Below are 15,593 nucleotides of genomic sequence, written 5' to 3'. Positions count from 1 at the left end.
CATCGAATATCGACACGCCGCGCATTTGACGCAATTTGAAACGTCGCGCTGTTGATCCTGATCAATTCAGTCTTCCGGTTTCAAGATCAAATTGAATTTTTGGTTGCCTTACAGTGGATATATCCATGCGCGCAAATGCGACTTCCTTGGCGGTCCGACAAGGCAATCATTCCAGCATAGGCCACGTAGCTGTTGCAGCTGTCTTCGCGGTGCTGCTTTCCGGCGGTGATCATCGCGGTGCGGCCTTTGCGCAGTCATTGCCGCCAACCGGCATCGTCGCCAACGGCAATGCGGTGGTGACCGGCTTTTCCGGCGCACAGCCGCCGGTCAGCATCGCGCCGGGTGTTGATCCCGCCGACAAGACTTTCATCGATCTGCAGGGACCGGCCGCGCGCGTTTTCGATCTGCAGGCGCCAGCCGCGCCGCCGCAGGCGCAATTGCTCACGGCGCCGAAGCCTTTCACCGTGACCGCGGGTCAGATCGGCCAGGTGTTCGGCGTTGCGCTCGACAACGCAACGCAGCCCAATATCTTCGTCGCGGCGACTTCGGCCTACGGGCTGCCGATCGTCGTCCCCGGCGGCGCGGGCCAATTGGATCGTGTCAAGCAGGGCGCGCCCAACGCTGCCTTCATGACGGGCTTGTTCGGACCGTCGCAGCTCGGCGGCGGTCCCGGTTCGATCTGGCGGATCGATGGCACGACTGGCGAAGTCCGTCTGCTCGCCAATGTGACGTTCGATGGCGCTTCCAATCCCGGGCCGGCGCTCGGCGGCCTCGCTTTCGATTCCGTCTCGAACACGTTGTTCGTCGCCGACCGCGCGACCGGAATGATCCACGCTTTTGATTCCACCGGAAAGGAACGCGGCCGCTACGATCACGGTGTCCAGGGGCGCGGTGCCGCGGGCTTGCCGCCTGTGCCCTATGATCCCGCCGGCCGTCTCGACATCTCGAGCCCGAAATTCCGCACCGGCGATCCCGGCACCTGGGGCTATACCGCTTCGCAGCGGTTGATCTTCGGTCTCGGCGTTCGCAACGGGCGTCTCTATTATGCCGTCGCCAGGGACTTGCAGATCTGGTCGGTGGCGATCGCGCCGGATTTCGGCGCCGATCCGCGCCTCGAACTCAGCGTCGCGCCCGGACCGGGGCCGAGCGAAATCTCCAGGATCACCTTCGACGATCAGGGCCGCATGCTGCTCGCCGAGCGCGCGGCTCCCAGCGGCGCCGCCGACTTCACGGCGCTAACCATGGAAGCGACCGGCCGCGTGCTGCGCTATCTGCCGGCACCTCCCGGTACAGCCGGGCCGCAATGGCAGGAGCAGTCCGACGAATATGCGATCGGTTTCGCGCGGCAGATGCGCAACGGCAACGGCGGCGTTGCCGTCGGTTTCGGTTACGACGAACTGGGCCGCATCGACCGCGCCGCCTGCGGCCAATTTCTTTGGTCGACCGGTGAACAACTGCGCAATGCTGTCGATCCCGCGCTCGCCGCGCTGCTCGCCCAAGGCGGCCCGGCGGACGTGAACGGCCTGCAAGGCAATGAGATTACCGCGGTCGTGCCGGCCAACACGCCGCCGCTGCAAAGCTACTTTGCCGATTACGACGACCAATTCCAGGACCCCGGCGCGCGCGGTCACATCGGCGACATCGCGATCTTGCGCGTCTGCGGTCAGGCCGGCTTCATGCTGCCGGGCTGGTACCGGCCGCGGGTCGAGCTGCTGCCGGGATTCTTCTGGTATCGGATGCACGGCAAGAAGCCGCCGAAGCTCGATTGCCCGCCCGGCTCCGGCAATCAGTGCGCCTGTCCGCCCGGCACGACACAACAGCCCGGATTCCAGTGCTGCCCGATAGGATTCTTTCCTGGCCCGAACGGGCAGTGCCAGTCGCCATGCCCGGACGGATCTACCGACCCCGGCCATGTCGAGGCGTGCTGGTCAGGCTTTGACCCCAGCACATTCGATCCCAACGACCTGACCAAGTTGACCTGTCTAGATGGCACCAAGGCGGTCCACGATGCCAATGGCTATCATTGCCCGGCGTTCAAGATGCCGGTCTGTCCGGTTGGATACGAGCCGGATCCATCCAGCGCGCACGGCTGCAAGCCGACGGCTGCGGGGAAGGCTTGTTCGCAGCCTGGTCCAATTATGATCCAGCCTGGGCTCGACGGAAGTTGCCTGCAGTTGTGTCCGAGCGGATCCGCGGCATTCTACGCCAACCAGTGCTGCCCTGACGGCACGCTGCCCGGCCCCGACGGCAAGTGCGACAAGCCAAAGCTGCCAGGCTGTCCGCCCGGCCAGTTGTCGTCGAAAGGCATTTGCTGTGAGCCGGGGTCCAAGCCGCAGCCCGACGGCAGTTGCTTCCCGATGAAGAAGCCATGTCCGCCCGAGCAGCTGTCGTCGAACGGCACCTGCTGCCCGGCCGGCACGACACCGCAGCCGGATGGCAGCTGCGGCCCGCTGAAGAAGATATGCCCGCCCGAGCAGTTGTCGTCGAGCGGTCAATGCTGCCCGTCCGGCACCAAGCCGCAGTCAGACGGCAGCTGCGGTCAGCTGGCGGGTTGCCCGCCGGGCACGATCACCAATGCGCTCACCGGCGAGTGCTGTCTGCCGCCGAGCGCGGTAGCCGGCGCCGCCGCCGCGTGCAGCTGTCCGCAAGGGCAATTCCTTGTCGACGGGAAATGCGTCACCAATGCCGCGCCGGTCACGCAACCGGGCGCCTGCTTCACCGGCTATGTCAAACTGCCGAACGGCTCATGCTGCCTCGCGGCCCAGGCGACGGCAGGCGGGCAGTGCTGCCCGTCCGGACAGAAGCCTGATGCCGACAAGCGGAAATGCGTGCCCGGAGGTCCGGCATTCGTGCCGGGCGGCATTCATGTTCCCGCGCCGGTCATCCTTCCGCGCGGCAAACGAGGCGGCCGGGAGTTTGTCCCGCCACCGCCGCGGATCGTGGTGCGGCCGCCGCCGAAGCGGTTCGTCCCGCCGAAGCGCTTTGTACCGAAGCCGATAGTTCGGCCGGCTCCAATCGCGCCACGCTTCCGCCAACAATTCGATCGGTGATGTCAGTTCTGTCAGGAGGATCCATGATGCGAGAAAAATTCACGTCGGCGACCATCGCGAAGCGATCAGCTCTTGCGATGGCTGGTCTTGTTCTTGCTGCCACAATAGATGTCGCCAGCGCGAGCATCTCGACGGGGTCGGCCGGCGACTCGGCCCGGTTCGGGGCGCAACGGTTAGTCAGGCTGGCCGAAGCGGCGGTGGTGACCAACTCGAAGAATGTGAAGAAGCCGAAGGTGCGAGGATCAGGAAAGACCTGGCTCAATCCGCAGCCCGAGCCGCCAATGGGCCCCGCCAAGGTCGATAAGGGCGGAACCTGGCTGAACCCGCAGCCGGAGCCGCCGCGGCCGGTTACGGGCAGCAAGAAACTGAACTAAATTCACGCGTCGATGCGCACTCAGTTGTTTGCCCCGGGTGTCTTGTTGGGCTTCACCGTCGGCACATTCTTCTTGTGAATCTCCGCTTTGCCGCCCCACGTCGGACTGCCGGGCGGATTCTCGCACCGGCACTGCGTGGGGGTAGCCGGGGGTCGGTTCTGTGGCTGCGGCGCGCAGACCCGCACCATCGGAAACGGACAGGGTGCCGCCGATGCCGATTGAACAGACGGCAACAGGGCGACTGCGGCCAGCGTGAAGGCAAGTGTCATGCGCATCGTTGAACCCTCAAACCCTTGTGCCCCGCGTGAGCACGTTGTTCTTGATTTGCTTTTTCATTCATATGCCTGCGCCGTCGCCCAACATTGATGTGAGTCAACCGATGGCGGCGCCAAGGCAACGAAGCGATATCATGCGATACCTTGCGATTTGCACGTAAGGCCAAAGCCGATTTTGCGAAGAATCCTTCGCGGGAGACAGAACTCGCGGGAGACAGAATTCCGTACGATTGGCCGCATGTAGCGCTGCATTTGAATGATCGCCCGCTTGCAACCTCCTTGAATTATCTGGTTAGGTGCAGCGCCGGCCGTGCCGGGCGTGGGGGAAATACATGACCAATAATGGCGCAACGTCGCCCAACGACACTTCCGAATTCGATTACGTCATCGTCGGTGCGGGCTCGGCCGGATGCGTGCTTGCCAACCGCCTCAGCGCCGACGGCAAACATTCGGTGCTGCTGCTCGAAGCCGGCCCGAAGGATACCAATCTCTGGATCCACGTGCCGCTCGGCTACGGCAAGCTGTTCAAGGAAAAAACCGTCAACTGGATGTACCAGACCGAGCCCGAACCGGGGCTGAACGGGCGCCAGGTGTTTCAGCCGCGCGGCAAGGTGCTGGGCGGATCGAGTTCGATCAACGGCCTGTTGTACGTTCGCGGCCAGCACGAAGACTACGATCGCTGGCGGCAGCATGGCAACACCGGCTGGGGCTACGACGACGTGTTGCCGTATTTCAAGAAGGCCGAAGACCAGCAGCGCGGCTCAAACGATTTCCACGGCGCCGGCGGCCCGCTGCCGGTTTCCGACATGCTGCACGCCGATCCGCTGTCGGGGGCCTTCATCAATGCGGCGACCGAGGCCGGCATCCCCGCCAATCCCGATTTCAACGGCGCGACCCAGGAAGGCGCCGGCTGGTTTCAGACCACGACGCGGAACGGCCGGCGGGCGAGCACGGCGGTGGCTTATCTTCGTCCCGCGAAGGGGCGCAGCAATCTGCGCGTCGAGACATCCGCGCTGGCGCAGCGCCTGCTGTTCGAGGGACGGCGCGCCGCCGCTGTCGAATACCGGCAGAACGGCGCGTTGCGGACTGTGCGGGCGCGCAAGGAAATCCTGGTCTCGAGCGGCGCCTATAACTCGCCGCAGCTGCTGCAGCTTTCCGGCGTCGGACCGGCGGAACTGTTGAAGAGCCACGGCATCGGCGTCGTGCTCGACGCGCCCGGCGTCGGCAACGACCTGCAGGATCACATGCAGGTCCGCATCGTGATGCTTTGCGCGCAGCCGATCACGCTCAACGACGTTCTCAATCATCCCGTGCGCCGGATCATGGCCGGCGTGCGCTATGCGGCGTTCCGCAAGGGACCGCTGACGATCGCCGCGGGCACCTCGGGCGCGTTCTTCAAGACCAACCCGCGGCTGGCCTCGCCCGACGTCCAGATTCACTTTCTGCCGTTCTCGACCGACAAGATGGGCGAAAAGCTGCATCCCTTTTCCGCCTTCAGCGCGTCGGTCTGCCAAGTGCGCCCCGAGAGCCGCGGTTCGCTTCGCATCCGAAGCGCCGACCCGATGGCGCCGCCGGAAATCCGCATCAATTACCTCGCGACCGAGACCGATCGCGCCGCCAATGTCGAAGGCCTCAAGATCCTGCGCAGGATCCTGGCCGCGCCGGCGCTGAAGCCCTTCGTGATCGAGGAGAAGGAGCCGGGCGCGAAGGTGGTGAGCGACGAGGACCTGCTGGCGTTCTGCCGGCTGCGCGGCAACACGGTCTATCACCCGACCTCGACCTGCCGGATGGGCAACGATCCGCTGGCGGTGGTCGACCAGCGGCTTCGCGTCCGCGGCATCGAGGGCCTGCGCGTCGTCGATGCCTCCGTGATGCCGGACCTGGTATCGGGCAATACCAACGCCCCCGTTATCATGATCGCCGAGAAGGCGTCCGACATGATCCTGCAGGACGCGCGATAGCGCGGCCGGCGCGCCGCCAGCCCGCAGCCGGATCCCGGCAGGTCCCCCCGGGCAAAGATTTATCGTGACAATGTCCCGGCACTTATATAGTTCGTATGCGAACTAAATTTTGAGAGCCTGTCCCTGTGAGTTTCCGTCAGGACCGCCGCCTGGTCTTTTTGCTCAACGTCGCGCAGCGCCGGCTGCAGCGGTGGGTGGCGACGCGGACCGAGAAGAGCGGGGTTACGGCCGCGCAGTCCGGGTTGCTTTTCATCCTGGGCCGGCGGGACGGCATGCTGATGGGCGAGGCGGGGGCGGCGCTCGACCTGGGGCCGCCGGGCATCAGCGGGCTGGTGGACCGGATGACGACGGCGAACCTGATCCAGCGGCGCGCCGATCCGGATGACGGGCGCGCGTGGCGCCTTTGGCTGACCTCCGCCGGCCGCGCGGCGCTCGCGCGCTCGAAAGCAGGGCTTTCCGACATCAACGCACGTCTCACCGAAGGGTTCACCGACGCGGAAATCGACGTCGTCGCGCGCTGGCTCGCCAGTGTGCAAACCAAATTTCCAAAAGGAGAAGATGAATGACTGAGCATATCAAACTCGAAAACGACGGCGGGATTTTGAGTCTGACGATGGCGCGGCCGGACAAGAAGAATGCCCTGACCAACGCGATGTATGGTGCATTGGCCGATGCGATCGAAGGTGCGGAGACCGACCCCGCCGTCCGCGTCCTGCTGATCCGGGGCGAGGGGGACATGTTTACGGCCGGCAACGATGTCGGCGAGTTTGCGGCCATTGCCGCCGGCGGTTTCCAGGGCGAGCGGCACGTCGGCCGCTTCCTGCAGGCCATCGCCCGATCGAGCCGCCCGTTGGTCGCCGCGGTGCAAGGGCGCGCCGTCGGCATAGGCACCACGATGTTGCTTCATTGCGACCTAGTGGTGCTCGCCGAGAATGCGCTGCTTTCAACGCCGTTCGTCAACCTGGCCCTGGTGCCGGAAGCCGCATCCAGCCTGCTGATGCCGCTCCGCATCGGCTATGCGCGTGCCTACGAGATGTTTGCTCTCGGCGAACCGGTGGATGCCGTGTCCGCAGTCACATGGGGTCTCGCCAACCGGGTCGTGCCGTTGGACAAGCTTGACGCCGAGGCGAAGGCTCTCGCCGCACGTCTGGCCAGGCAGCCCGCGGGGGCCCTCGGCACGACCAAGCGGCTGATGCGGAATCCGGAGGTGCTGATGGCGCAGATCGTTGCGGAAAGCGAACGGTTCGCCGAGCGTCTGAAAACCGTGGAGGCGCGAGAAGCCTTCATTGCATTCGCCGAGCGCCGGCCGCCGGACTTCCTCAAGCTCGCGGATGCGCGCTAGCGCGGAGGCAAGGTCGAGCGGCAGAGAATTCTCAGAGGATCTTGCCGGGATTGAGAATGCCGGCCGGATCGAGCGCCGTCTTGAGCCGCCGCATCACCGCGAGCTCACTGTCGTTTCGGCAGACCGACAGATACGGTTTCTTCTCCAGTCCAATGCCATGCTCGGCCGAGACGGAACCGCCGAGCTTGCCGAGCGGGCCGTAGACCAGGGCCTCGATTTTCGGCCGCAACGCCAGATAGTCCTTCAGCGGCACCTGCACGATGACATGCAGGTTGCCGTCGCCGAGATGACCGAAGATCCAGAGCTTGTGGTCGCCGATCGAGGACTGCAGATCCCCGCTCAAGGCGGCGACATATTGCTCCATCGTACTGATCGGCAGCGAGATGTCGAACACCACGGGAATGCCGCCGGCCACGACCTGCGCGACATCGTCGCGCAGCGCCCAGAACGCGCGACGGTCGTTTTCGGACTGGGCGACGGCTGCATCGGAAATCAGCCTCGCTTCCAGCGCCGATTCCAGTGTGGCCACGAAGCGTTCGGAGTCGAGCCTCGCGTTGGCGCCGAGGCTTTCGACCAAAACGTAATAAGGGTGGTCCTGGCTGACCGGAGGCTTGCCCTTGGCGGGCGCCGACGTCACCAGGCGGTAGAACGATTGCCACATCACCTCGAAGGCCGACAGCGAGCCGCTCAGGTTCTGGTCCATGTGCTTGAGCAATTTCGGCAGGCAATCGAAATCCGCGACCGCGACGATTGCGACGTCCTGCGCGGCCGGCTTTTCCCGCAGCCGCAACACCAGCCGCGTGATCACCCCGAGCGTGCCCTCGGAGCCGATGAAGATCTGCTTGAGGTCGTAGCCGGTATTGTTCTTGATCAGGTGATTCATCGATGAGACGACGGTGCCGTCCGCCAGCACCGCTTCGAGGCCGAGGATCATGTCGCGGGTCATGCCGTAGCGGATCACGCGATTGCCGCCGGCATTGGTCGCGGCGTTGCCGCCGATGGTCGCGCTGCCGCGGGCGCCGAGGTCGAGCGGGAAACTCAGGCCGTGCTCCTCGACGGCTTCCTGCAGGGTTTGCAGCACCACGCCGGCCTGAACCACGGCGGTGCGCTGCACCGGGTCGATGTCCTCGATGGCGCGCATCCGCTCCATCGACAGGATCACTTCGGCGGGCGCGGCATCGGCGCCGTGAACGAGACCGGTGAGGCCGCCATGGGTCACCACGGCAACGCCATGGTCATGGCACCAGCGCAGCACCCGCGAGACCTCCTCGGTGGTTCGCGGGCGCACCAGCGCCTGCGCCTGCAGATTGTCCCAGCGCAGCGCGCCGGCGGATCGCCTGGCGACTTCGGCAGCGTCCAGCACGCCGCCTTCGCCGACGATTCCGGTGAGGGCATCGATCACGGGCATGGCGGCTTCCTCAGGTCATCGCTTCGATCAGGCGCGGCCCCTTGTGCTTCATCGCCGACTCGTACTGCGCGGCGAATTCCTCCGCCGTGGTGGCGCGGCTGGCCTCGACGCCGAGGCCGTCGGCGATCTTGGTCCAGTTCATTTCCGGATTGTGCAGGTCCATCATCGCCAGCGCATTGACGCCGGGCGTGCCGGCGCCGACGCGCTGCAGTTCGTAATTGAGGATCGCATAGGAGCGGTTGGCGTAGATCACGACCGTGATATCGAGGTTTTCGCGCGCCATGGTCCATAGCGCCTGCATGGTGTAGGCGGCGCCGCCGTCGCCATGCGGGCAGACCACCTTGCGGCCGGGCGCGGCCAGCGCCGCGCCGACCGCGAGCGGCAGGCCGAGGCCGATCGAACCGCCGGTCAGCGGCAGATGGGTGTGGGGGCGGGCCCGCGCCAGCGTCATCAACAGCGGCAGGCTTGCGGTGTTGGACTCGTCGGCGATGACCGCATGGTCCGGCGTCAGGTGGGCGATGACCTGTGCCACGGTGTAGGAGTTGAGCCGGCCTTTCGGCAGGTCGGGCAGTTGCAGTTCGGTGTAGAGCGCAGGCCTGGCGGGCGCGCCGAGCGCATCGGCGAGATTTTGCAGGGCGCCGGCGCCGTCCTCGTGCGGGTGGGCGAGATGGAAGAGTTCGCAGCCCTCGGGCACGCACCAGCTCGGCTTGCCGGGATAGGCGAAGAACGATACCGGCGGCTTGCTGCCGACCAGCACGATCTGCTCGGTGCCGGCGAGAAACGCCGTGATCTGCTCGCCGAAATAAGGAATCCGTTCCACCGTCACCCGGCCGGCACCCGGTTCGGAATGCGGCGCGAAGTTGTCGCATATCAGCCGCACGCCGGTCTTGGCATGAACTCGCCCGGCCGCCTCGAGCCCGTCGCCGATCAAGGCCTTGCCGCGCAACAGCATGGCGGTCTTCTTGCCGTTCGACAGCAGCTTTGCGGTCGCCTCGACGGTATCGGCGCTGACCTTGGCAGGCCCGATATCCGGCAAGGCTTGCGCGGCGCGATCGGCCGAATTCCAGGCGGTGTCGGCGGGCAGGATCAGCGTGGCGACGCCGCCCGGTGCGGCGCGCGCGGCCTGTACCGCCCGCGCCGTATCGGCGGCGACGGTCTTGGCGCTCTTGGACTCGTGGATCCAGCTCGAGACCGGGCGGGCAAAGCCGACGATGTCGGACGTCAGCGGCGCATCGTATTGCAGATGATAGGTCGCATGATCGCCGACGATATTGACGACCGGGGTCGCGGCGCGGCGGGCATTGTGCAGGTTGGCAAGGCCGTTGGCCAGTCCGGGCCCGAGATGCATCAGGGTCGCCGCCGGTTTGCCGGCGATGCGGCCGTAACCATCGGCGGCGCCGGTCGCGACGCCTTCGAACAGGCAAAGCACCGGACGCAATTGCGTGACGGAATCGAGCGCGGCGACGAAATGCATTTCCGACGTGCCGGGATTGGCGAAACAGATATCGACACCGCAACCGACCAGGGTCTTCACCAGCGATTGCGCGCCGTTCATTTGACCTTCCATTTCCGTCCCCGTTTTGTTTTCTTGAACGCTATGGCGCAGGCAGAAGACTGCCATTGATGTGAATCAACCGCGCCGCTGCAGCTAAGGACGCCGGCAGCAACCGATCAAGTGGTATCGCCAGGACGTTTGCCCGCGGGGGGCCGGAAACATTCCGCGCCGTTCGGTGCGGAGATGGCCGGCGCGCCATCTAATCCGGCGCGCTGTCTAATAATGCGGCGGCGGTTCGTTGGTGGCGCCCGGCGCGTTGGCTTCCGCTTCCCGCAGCCGCTCGTTCAGGGCGGCGAGTTGCCGCGTCAATGCGTCGATCTGCTGCCATTGTGCGGTGATGGTGTTGTTCAGCGTCTCGATGGTTTCGTCCTGAAACGCCAGACGGATTTCAAGCGCGTCGATGCGATCGCTGAGCGTCCTGGCGTCATTCATCGGAGCCATGTTCCATTGCGCGTTCCCGCAATCCGTGGCCGAGCGCGACGCGGTCGTCGAATACGAAACACTCGCCGCGCCAGCGGCTTTCGGTTTCCGGCACGCCTTCCAGGTATCTCAGGATGCCGCCCTTGAGGTGATAGACCTCGGCAAAGCCGCGCGCGAGCAGATGGGCGCTGGCCTTCTCGCAGCGGATACCGCCGGTGCAGAACATCGCGATCCTCCGGTGCTTCGCCGGATCGAGCTGTTGCGCGGCGAAATCCTTGAATTGCCCGAAACTCCTGATGCCGGGATCGACGGCGCCGGCGAAGGTGCCCATCGCCACCTCGAAGGCATTGCGGGTGTCGATCACGAGCGTGTCGGGCGCTGCGATCAGCGTGTTCCAGTCGGCGGGGTCGACATAGATGCCGACCTGCCGCGTCGGGTCGGCCGCGGGATCGCCGAGGGTGACGATCTCCTTTTTCAGGCGGATCTTCAGGCGCTGGAACGGCATTGCCGCGGCGGCCGAAAATTTCAGCTCGAGATTGTCGAGCCGGCCACCGAACAGGGCGCCGTCGCGCAACTCCCTGACCAGCTCGTCGATGGCGTCCTCGCTTCCCGCGATCGTGCCGTTGATGCCCTCATGCGCCAGCAGCACGCTGCCCTTCAGTTCCAGAGCGGCGCAGATCGCCCGCAGCGGCTCCCCGAGTTCGCGGAAGTCGGGCAGGGCTGCAAACTGGTAGAAAGCGGCGACCTTGTAAGCCATGGCGGAGGTTTATCAGGAGGGTGGAGCAGGGGAAAGGCTGACCCGACCTCCCCTGTCAAGATGAGGATGTACCTGTGTCATGCATCCCTAAGCATTCCCATCGCGGCCTGAATATGCCAAGTAAGCCCGCGCCCGAGACAACGATAAAACAGCGAAAAGTGAGCAATTTGGCATGAGGAACTTCCATCTCGCCGGCCGGTCCACGGTCCACGCCCAGAACGGAATGGTGGCGACGTCGCACCCGCTGGCCGCGCTGGCGGCGATCGATGTGCTGCGTGCCGGCGGCACCGCCGCCGACGCCGCGGTGGCGGCCTGCGCGCTGCTCGGGGTGATCGAGCCGCAGTCGACCGGGATCGGCGGCGACTGCTTCGCGCTGCTTCAGCCCAGGGGCGAGGGCAAGATCACGGCCTATAACGGTTCGGGCCGCGCGCCGCAGGCGGCGACGGCGGAATGGTATCTCGAGCGCAAGATCAATGCGATCCCGCTGACCTCGGCGCACGCCGTCTCTATTCCGGGCGCGGTCGACGCCTGGGCGACGATCCTGCGTGATCACGGCAAGCTCGGGCTCGACACCGTGCTGCAGCCCGCGATCAAGGCCGCCGAGGAAGGCTACGTCGTCGCGCCCCGCGTCGCCTTCGACTGGAAGAACCAGTTCGAGAAACTGAAGAAGGGCGTCAACACCGAGCGCTATCTGCTGCCGCACGGCAAGCCCGCGGCGGCCGGCGACGTGATCCGTCAGCCCGAGCTCGGCAAGACGCTGCGCGCGATCGCCAAGGACGGCCGCGACGCGTTTTACAAGGGCGCCATCGCCGAGGACATGGTCGAGACCTTGCGCGGCATCGGCGGCCTGCACACGCTCGACGACTTCGCCGCCCACACCACCGAAACGACTTCGCCGATCGGCACCGTCTACAAGGGCCACGACGTCTGGCAGTGCCCGCCGAACGGCCCGGGCATCACCATGCTGGTGATGCTGAACATCCTGTCACGCTTCGATCTGACGAAGTTCCCGGCGCTGAGCGTCGAGCGGTTCCACCTCGAAGCCGAAGCCGCGCGGATCGCCTACATGATGCGCGAGCAGCACGTCGCCGATCCCGCCTTCGTCAATGTGGATGTCGCGCGGATCTTGACGCCGGAATTCGCCGAGGAATACGGCAGCAAGATCCGGATGGATCGGATGCTCGACCTTCCCGTGGTGACGCCGCCGATGAATCCGTCGACGGTCTACATCACCGTGGTCGACAAGGACCGCAACGTCTGTTCGTTCATCAATTCGATCGCGCACGCCTTCGGTTCGGCGATCGTCTCCAACAAGACCGGCGTGCTGCTGCAGAACCGCGGCGGCGGTTTCCGCATTCAGCCCGGCCATCCCAACTGCATCGCGCCGGGCAAGCGGCCGTTGCACACCATCATTCCGAGCCTCGTCACCAAAAACGGCCGCGCCGTGATGCCGTACGGCGTGATGGGCGGCCAGTATCAACCGGTCGGGCAGGTGCGTGTACTGACAAATATGCTCGACTACGGCTGCGACGTGCAGGAAGCCATCGATATGCCGCGCGGCCTGCATTACGAAAATATCTACCAGCTCGAGGACGGCGTGCCGGCCGATATCGTCGAGGGCCTGAAGAAGCTCGGGCACAAGACCACCAGCGTGGTCGGCCCGCTCGGCGGCGGTCAGGCGATCTGGATCGACTGGGACAAGGGCACGCTCACCGCCGGCTCCGATCCGCGCAAGGACGGTTGCGCGCTCGGCTATTGAGAACGCGGTGCGAATTGCGGCCCCTGCCTCTGTCATGAAGGATACTCACAAGATGCGACACTTGCGGTTTCGAAGTCTCACGGCCGCCGTTGCCATTGCGCTGGCCGGCGTCTTTCTCCTCGCCGCGCCGTCAGGCGTATCGGCCCAGACCCCAGGAAAAACCATGACCACACCATCAGGCTTGCAGATTTCGGACAGCAAGGTCGGGTCAGGCGCTTCGCCGAAGCCGGGCCAGATCTGCGTCATGCACTACACCGGCTGGCTCTACGAGAACGGCCAGAAGGGCAAGAAGTTCGACAGCTCGGTGGACCGCAACGAGCCGTTCGAATTTCCGATCGGGCAGCGCCAGGTGATATCAGGCTGGGACGAGGGCGTTGCCACCATGAAGGTCGGCGGCAAGCGCACTCTGATCATCCCGCCCGCTTTGGGCTACGGGGCCCGCGGCGCCGGCGGGGTCATTCCTCCGAACGCGACGCTGATGTTCGAGGTCGAACTGCTCGGCGTGAAGTAGCATTCGCCAGCCGGAAATTCAGCGGGAAGCAGCACGATGACAGATCGCCACGATCACAGCCATTCCGATCATTCGCACGCCGATCATTCGCACGATCACGGCGACGCCGAGCGCTGGAAGCACGACGGCGTTCGCGTCATTCCCGGCAACGAGCTCGATCCCAACGTGCCGTCGACGCCGGGCATGGACCGCAAGGCCGCGATCAATTTCGCCCGCGCCGGCGCGCAGAAATTGTGGGCTGGCACCGTGACCATCCGGCCCGATGCCAAGACCGGCGCGCATCATCACGGCCATCTCGAGAGCATCATCTATGTCGTGAAGGGCAAGGCGCGGATGCGCTGGGGCGAGCAATTGCAGTTCACCGCGGAAGCGGGGCCCGGCGATTTCATCTTCGTTCCGCCCTATGTGCCGCATCAGGAGATCAACGCCAGCCGCGACGAGGTGCTGGAATGCGTGCTGGTGCGCAGCGACGGCCAGGCGGTCGCCATTAATCTCGACATCGAGCCGGTAGAAAAGCCGGAGACGGTGCTGTGGGTCGATCCCGTGCACCGCGATCCGGCGGAGGCGAAGTAGGTTTCGCGCGACGCCGCCTTCTCGACAAGCCGCCGTGCGAAGCACGCTTTGGGGGGCGATGTGAGGGAGCCTTTTGATGCCGCTGACGCGTGGTCGCATTGTGGGGTACGACGACGAACGCCTGGCGTTCGGATTTACGATGCTGAACGACGGCGAGACCGTCGACTGTCAGATCAGCGATGCCGCGATGGATGAGCTTGCAGGCGTCAGAGGCTCGCCAAGCACCGTGAGACAGGCGCAGTTTCTCGAGCATCGCGACGCCATTGAGCGAATTGCCTCCAGATTGTTCGACGAGAGCCGGGTCGTGAAGGGCTCTGTCGTGCGGATTTTCACCAGGCATATCCCCGCAAACAGGTAGGGCCCGGTCACTGCTCCGCGCGATGACGGGAGCGGCCAGCCCCTCAAAAAATTCGAGATTGGGTGTCGGGTCGCGGCCCGGCCGTTCGTCCTTCGGCCGCAACACGCCAAAGGAGCCTCTTATGGCCAAAATGATCTTCGTCAACCTGCCGGTCAGCGATCTCGCCCGCGCCACCGCCTTCTATCAGGCCGTCGGCGCCGAAAAGAACGAGCAATTCTGCGATGAAACCGCCTCCTGCATGGTATTTTCCGACACCATCCACGCCATGCTGCTGACCCACGACAAATTCCGCCAGTTCACGCCGAAGAAGATCGCCGATGCCAGGACCTCCAGCGAGGTGCTGATCTGCCTCTCCGCCGAGAGCCGCGAGGCGGTGGACCAGATGATTGGCAAGGTGCAGGCCGCGGGCGGCGGCGTCGATCCCTGCCCGAAGCAGGACTACGGCTTCATGTACGGCCGCAGCTTCGAGGATCCCGACGGCCATATCTGGGAAGTAATGTGGATGGATGTCGCGGCCGCGACCGCTGCGCAGTCCGCCATGGCCGATGCCTGATTCAAACCCAACGCGAGGAATATGCCCATGTCGAGGATTTCTCCTTGCCTGTGGTTCGACGGCGAGGCCGAGGAGGCCGCAAAATTCTATGTTTCGCTGCTGCCGGATTCCCGGATCGAAAAGATCCAGAAGAACACCGTCGACGGCCCCGGCGGCAAGGCCGGTACGGTGCTGGTGGTGGAGTTCACGCTGGCCGGCCAACGCTTCATGGCGCTCAACGGCGGCATCCGGTTCGAATACACCCACGCAATCTCGTTCAAGATCGACTGCGCCGATCAAGCCGAGGTCGATCGTCTGTGGGATGCATTGTCCGCCAATGGCGGCTCGGTCGAGCAATGCGGCTGGCTGAAGGATCGCTTCGGGGTGTCGTGGCAGATCGTGCCGGCCGCGCTGATGCAATATCTCGGCGGCTCCGATCCGGCCGGCGCCCGGCGGGCGATGCAGGCGATGCTCGGGATGGTCAAGCTCGACATCGAAGGCTTGCGCAGAGCCTATGAGGGCAAGTCGGCGGCCGCCTGAAGATGACTCCCTTTCTCGTCATGGCCGGGCTTGTCCCGGCCATCTACGTCTTTGTTGTTTGAGTGAAGCTAAGACGTGGATGCCCGGGACAAGCCCACGGCTGTCCGGCACGTTTTCTGCTTGATGAAGTGCACGGCATTGATTCTGCTTGGGTTCAGTTGGTTGCGAATCATCTGAA

General features: G+C 64.9%; 15 protein-coding genes. 11 read left to right on the top strand and 4 right to left on the bottom strand.

Features of this window, described 5'->3' with window-relative positions; all coding sequences use genetic code 11:
* The first annotated feature begins 146 nt into the window (after nt 1-146).
* The 5 genes from KMZ29_RS21610 to KMZ29_RS21590 all read left to right on the top strand — a co-directional run bounded on the left by KMZ29_RS21610 (nt 147) and on the right by KMZ29_RS21590 (nt 7,002).
* A complete protein-coding gene (locus tag KMZ29_RS21610; protein ID WP_215621109.1) occupies nt 147-3,050 on the top strand; it encodes an NHL repeat-containing protein in 2,904 nt (967 codons plus the stop codon).
* A 23-nt stretch (nt 3,051-3,073) separates the two neighbouring features.
* Nucleotides 3,074-3,424, top strand: a complete 351-nt coding sequence (locus KMZ29_RS21605) for a hypothetical protein (RefSeq protein ID WP_215621108.1) — start codon at nt 3,074-3,076, stop codon at nt 3,422-3,424.
* A 607-nt stretch (nt 3,425-4,031) separates the two neighbouring features.
* Nucleotides 4,032-5,660, top strand: coding sequence for a GMC family oxidoreductase (locus tag KMZ29_RS21600; protein WP_215621107.1), 1,629 nt, complete (start codon nt 4,032-4,034; stop codon nt 5,658-5,660).
* Between the two features lie 125 nt (nt 5,661-5,785).
* A complete protein-coding gene (locus KMZ29_RS21595) occupies nt 5,786-6,226 on the top strand; it encodes a MarR family winged helix-turn-helix transcriptional regulator (protein ID WP_249779550.1) in 441 nt (146 codons plus the stop codon).
* Nucleotides 6,223-7,002 carry an enoyl-CoA hydratase gene (locus tag KMZ29_RS21590; RefSeq protein WP_215621106.1) on the top strand — a complete coding sequence of 260 codons (780 nt, stop codon included), beginning with the start codon at nt 6,223-6,225 and terminating at the stop codon, nt 7,000-7,002. The genes KMZ29_RS21595 and KMZ29_RS21590 overlap by 4 nt, the downstream gene beginning before the upstream one ends.
* 31 nt (nt 7,003-7,033) lie before the next feature.
* Here KMZ29_RS21590 and KMZ29_RS21585 read toward each other — a convergent pair whose 3' ends face one another.
* The 4 genes from KMZ29_RS21585 to trhO form a co-directional block, all read right to left on the bottom strand.
* Entirely contained in the window at nt 7,034-8,410 is a 1,377-nt protein-coding gene (locus tag KMZ29_RS21585) for an FAD-binding oxidoreductase (RefSeq protein WP_215621105.1), read from the bottom strand.
* A gap of 10 nt (nt 8,411-8,420) precedes the next feature.
* Nucleotides 8,421-9,965, bottom strand: a complete 1,545-nt coding sequence (locus KMZ29_RS21580; protein WP_369810042.1) for an acetolactate synthase large subunit — start codon at nt 9,963-9,965, stop codon at nt 8,421-8,423.
* Between the two features lie 216 nt (nt 9,966-10,181).
* On the bottom strand, nt 10,182-10,397 hold the full coding sequence (locus KMZ29_RS21575) for a SlyX family protein (protein ID WP_215603263.1): 216 nt from the start codon (nt 10,395-10,397) through the stop codon (nt 10,182-10,184).
* Nucleotides 10,390-11,142, bottom strand: coding sequence for an oxygen-dependent tRNA uridine(34) hydroxylase TrhO (gene trhO / locus KMZ29_RS21570; protein WP_215621103.1), 753 nt, complete (start codon nt 11,140-11,142; stop codon nt 10,390-10,392). The genes KMZ29_RS21575 and trhO overlap by 8 nt, the downstream gene beginning before the upstream one ends.
* 172 nt (nt 11,143-11,314) lie before the next feature.
* Here trhO and ggt point away from each other — a divergent pair, with 172 nt between their 5' ends.
* The 6 genes from ggt (at nt 11,315) to KMZ29_RS21540 (ending at nt 15,415) form a co-directional block, all read left to right on the top strand.
* Entirely contained in the window at nt 11,315-12,901 is a 1,587-nt protein-coding gene (gene ggt / locus KMZ29_RS21565) for a gamma-glutamyltransferase (protein WP_215621102.1), read from the top strand.
* A gap of 52 nt (nt 12,902-12,953) precedes the next feature.
* Complete coding sequence (locus KMZ29_RS21560) at nt 12,954-13,412, top strand: FKBP-type peptidyl-prolyl cis-trans isomerase (RefSeq protein ID WP_249779755.1); 459 nt, start codon at nt 12,954-12,956, stop codon at nt 13,410-13,412.
* A 36-nt stretch (nt 13,413-13,448) separates the two neighbouring features.
* Nucleotides 13,449-13,985: a cupin domain-containing protein gene (locus KMZ29_RS21555; protein ID WP_215621100.1), complete on the top strand. Its 537-nt coding sequence runs from the start codon at nt 13,449-13,451 to the stop codon at nt 13,983-13,985.
* A 76-nt stretch (nt 13,986-14,061) separates the two neighbouring features.
* Entirely contained in the window at nt 14,062-14,343 is a 282-nt protein-coding gene (locus tag KMZ29_RS21550) for a DUF1488 family protein (protein WP_215621099.1), read from the top strand.
* A 121-nt stretch (nt 14,344-14,464) separates the two neighbouring features.
* Complete coding sequence (locus KMZ29_RS21545) at nt 14,465-14,896, top strand: VOC family protein (protein ID WP_215621098.1); 432 nt, start codon at nt 14,465-14,467, stop codon at nt 14,894-14,896.
* Nucleotides 14,897-14,923: 27 nt separating this feature from the next.
* Nucleotides 14,924-15,415, top strand: coding sequence for a VOC family protein (locus KMZ29_RS21540; RefSeq protein ID WP_215621097.1), 492 nt, complete (start codon nt 14,924-14,926; stop codon nt 15,413-15,415).
* Nucleotides 15,416-15,593 lie beyond the last annotated feature (178 nt).

Origin of the sequence: Bradyrhizobium sediminis (assembly GCF_018736085.1) — a bacterium.
Lineage (GTDB): Bacteria > Pseudomonadota > Alphaproteobacteria > Rhizobiales > Xanthobacteraceae > Bradyrhizobium > Bradyrhizobium sediminis.
The sequence above is the reverse complement of the archived record's forward strand: the minus strand, read 5'-3'. Positions and strand labels throughout refer to the sequence as shown.

Excerpts from the sequence above, each read along its gene's own strand:
- KMZ29_RS21605 (WP_215621108.1), top strand. The coding sequence starts at position 3,074 with ATGATGCGAGAAAAATTCACGTCGGCGACCATCGCGAAGCGATCAGCT.
- KMZ29_RS21600 (WP_215621107.1), top strand. The coding sequence starts at position 4,032 with ATGACCAATAATGGCGCAACGTCGCCCAACGACACTTCCGAATTCGAT.
- KMZ29_RS21590 (WP_215621106.1), top strand. The coding sequence starts at position 6,223 with ATGACTGAGCATATCAAACTCGAAAACGACGGCGGGATTTTGAGTCTG.
- KMZ29_RS21585 (WP_215621105.1), bottom strand. The coding sequence starts at position 8,410 with ATGCCCGTGATCGATGCCCTCACCGGAATCGTCGGCGAAGGCGGCGTG.
- KMZ29_RS21580 (WP_369810042.1), bottom strand. The coding sequence starts at position 9,965 with ATGAACGGCGCGCAATCGCTGGTGAAGACCCTGGTCGGTTGCGGTGTC.
- KMZ29_RS21575 (WP_215603263.1), bottom strand. The coding sequence starts at position 10,397 with ATGAATGACGCCAGGACGCTCAGCGATCGCATCGACGCGCTTGAAATC.
- trhO (WP_215621103.1), bottom strand. The coding sequence starts at position 11,142 with ATGGCTTACAAGGTCGCCGCTTTCTACCAGTTTGCAGCCCTGCCCGAC.
- ggt (WP_215621102.1), top strand. The coding sequence starts at position 11,315 with ATGAGGAACTTCCATCTCGCCGGCCGGTCCACGGTCCACGCCCAGAAC.
- KMZ29_RS21560 (WP_249779755.1), top strand. The coding sequence starts at position 12,954 with ATGCGACACTTGCGGTTTCGAAGTCTCACGGCCGCCGTTGCCATTGCG.
- KMZ29_RS21555 (WP_215621100.1), top strand. The coding sequence starts at position 13,449 with ATGACAGATCGCCACGATCACAGCCATTCCGATCATTCGCACGCCGAT.
- KMZ29_RS21550 (WP_215621099.1), top strand. The coding sequence starts at position 14,062 with ATGCCGCTGACGCGTGGTCGCATTGTGGGGTACGACGACGAACGCCTG.
- KMZ29_RS21545 (WP_215621098.1), top strand. The coding sequence starts at position 14,465 with ATGGCCAAAATGATCTTCGTCAACCTGCCGGTCAGCGATCTCGCCCGC.
- KMZ29_RS21540 (WP_215621097.1), top strand. The coding sequence starts at position 14,924 with ATGTCGAGGATTTCTCCTTGCCTGTGGTTCGACGGCGAGGCCGAGGAG.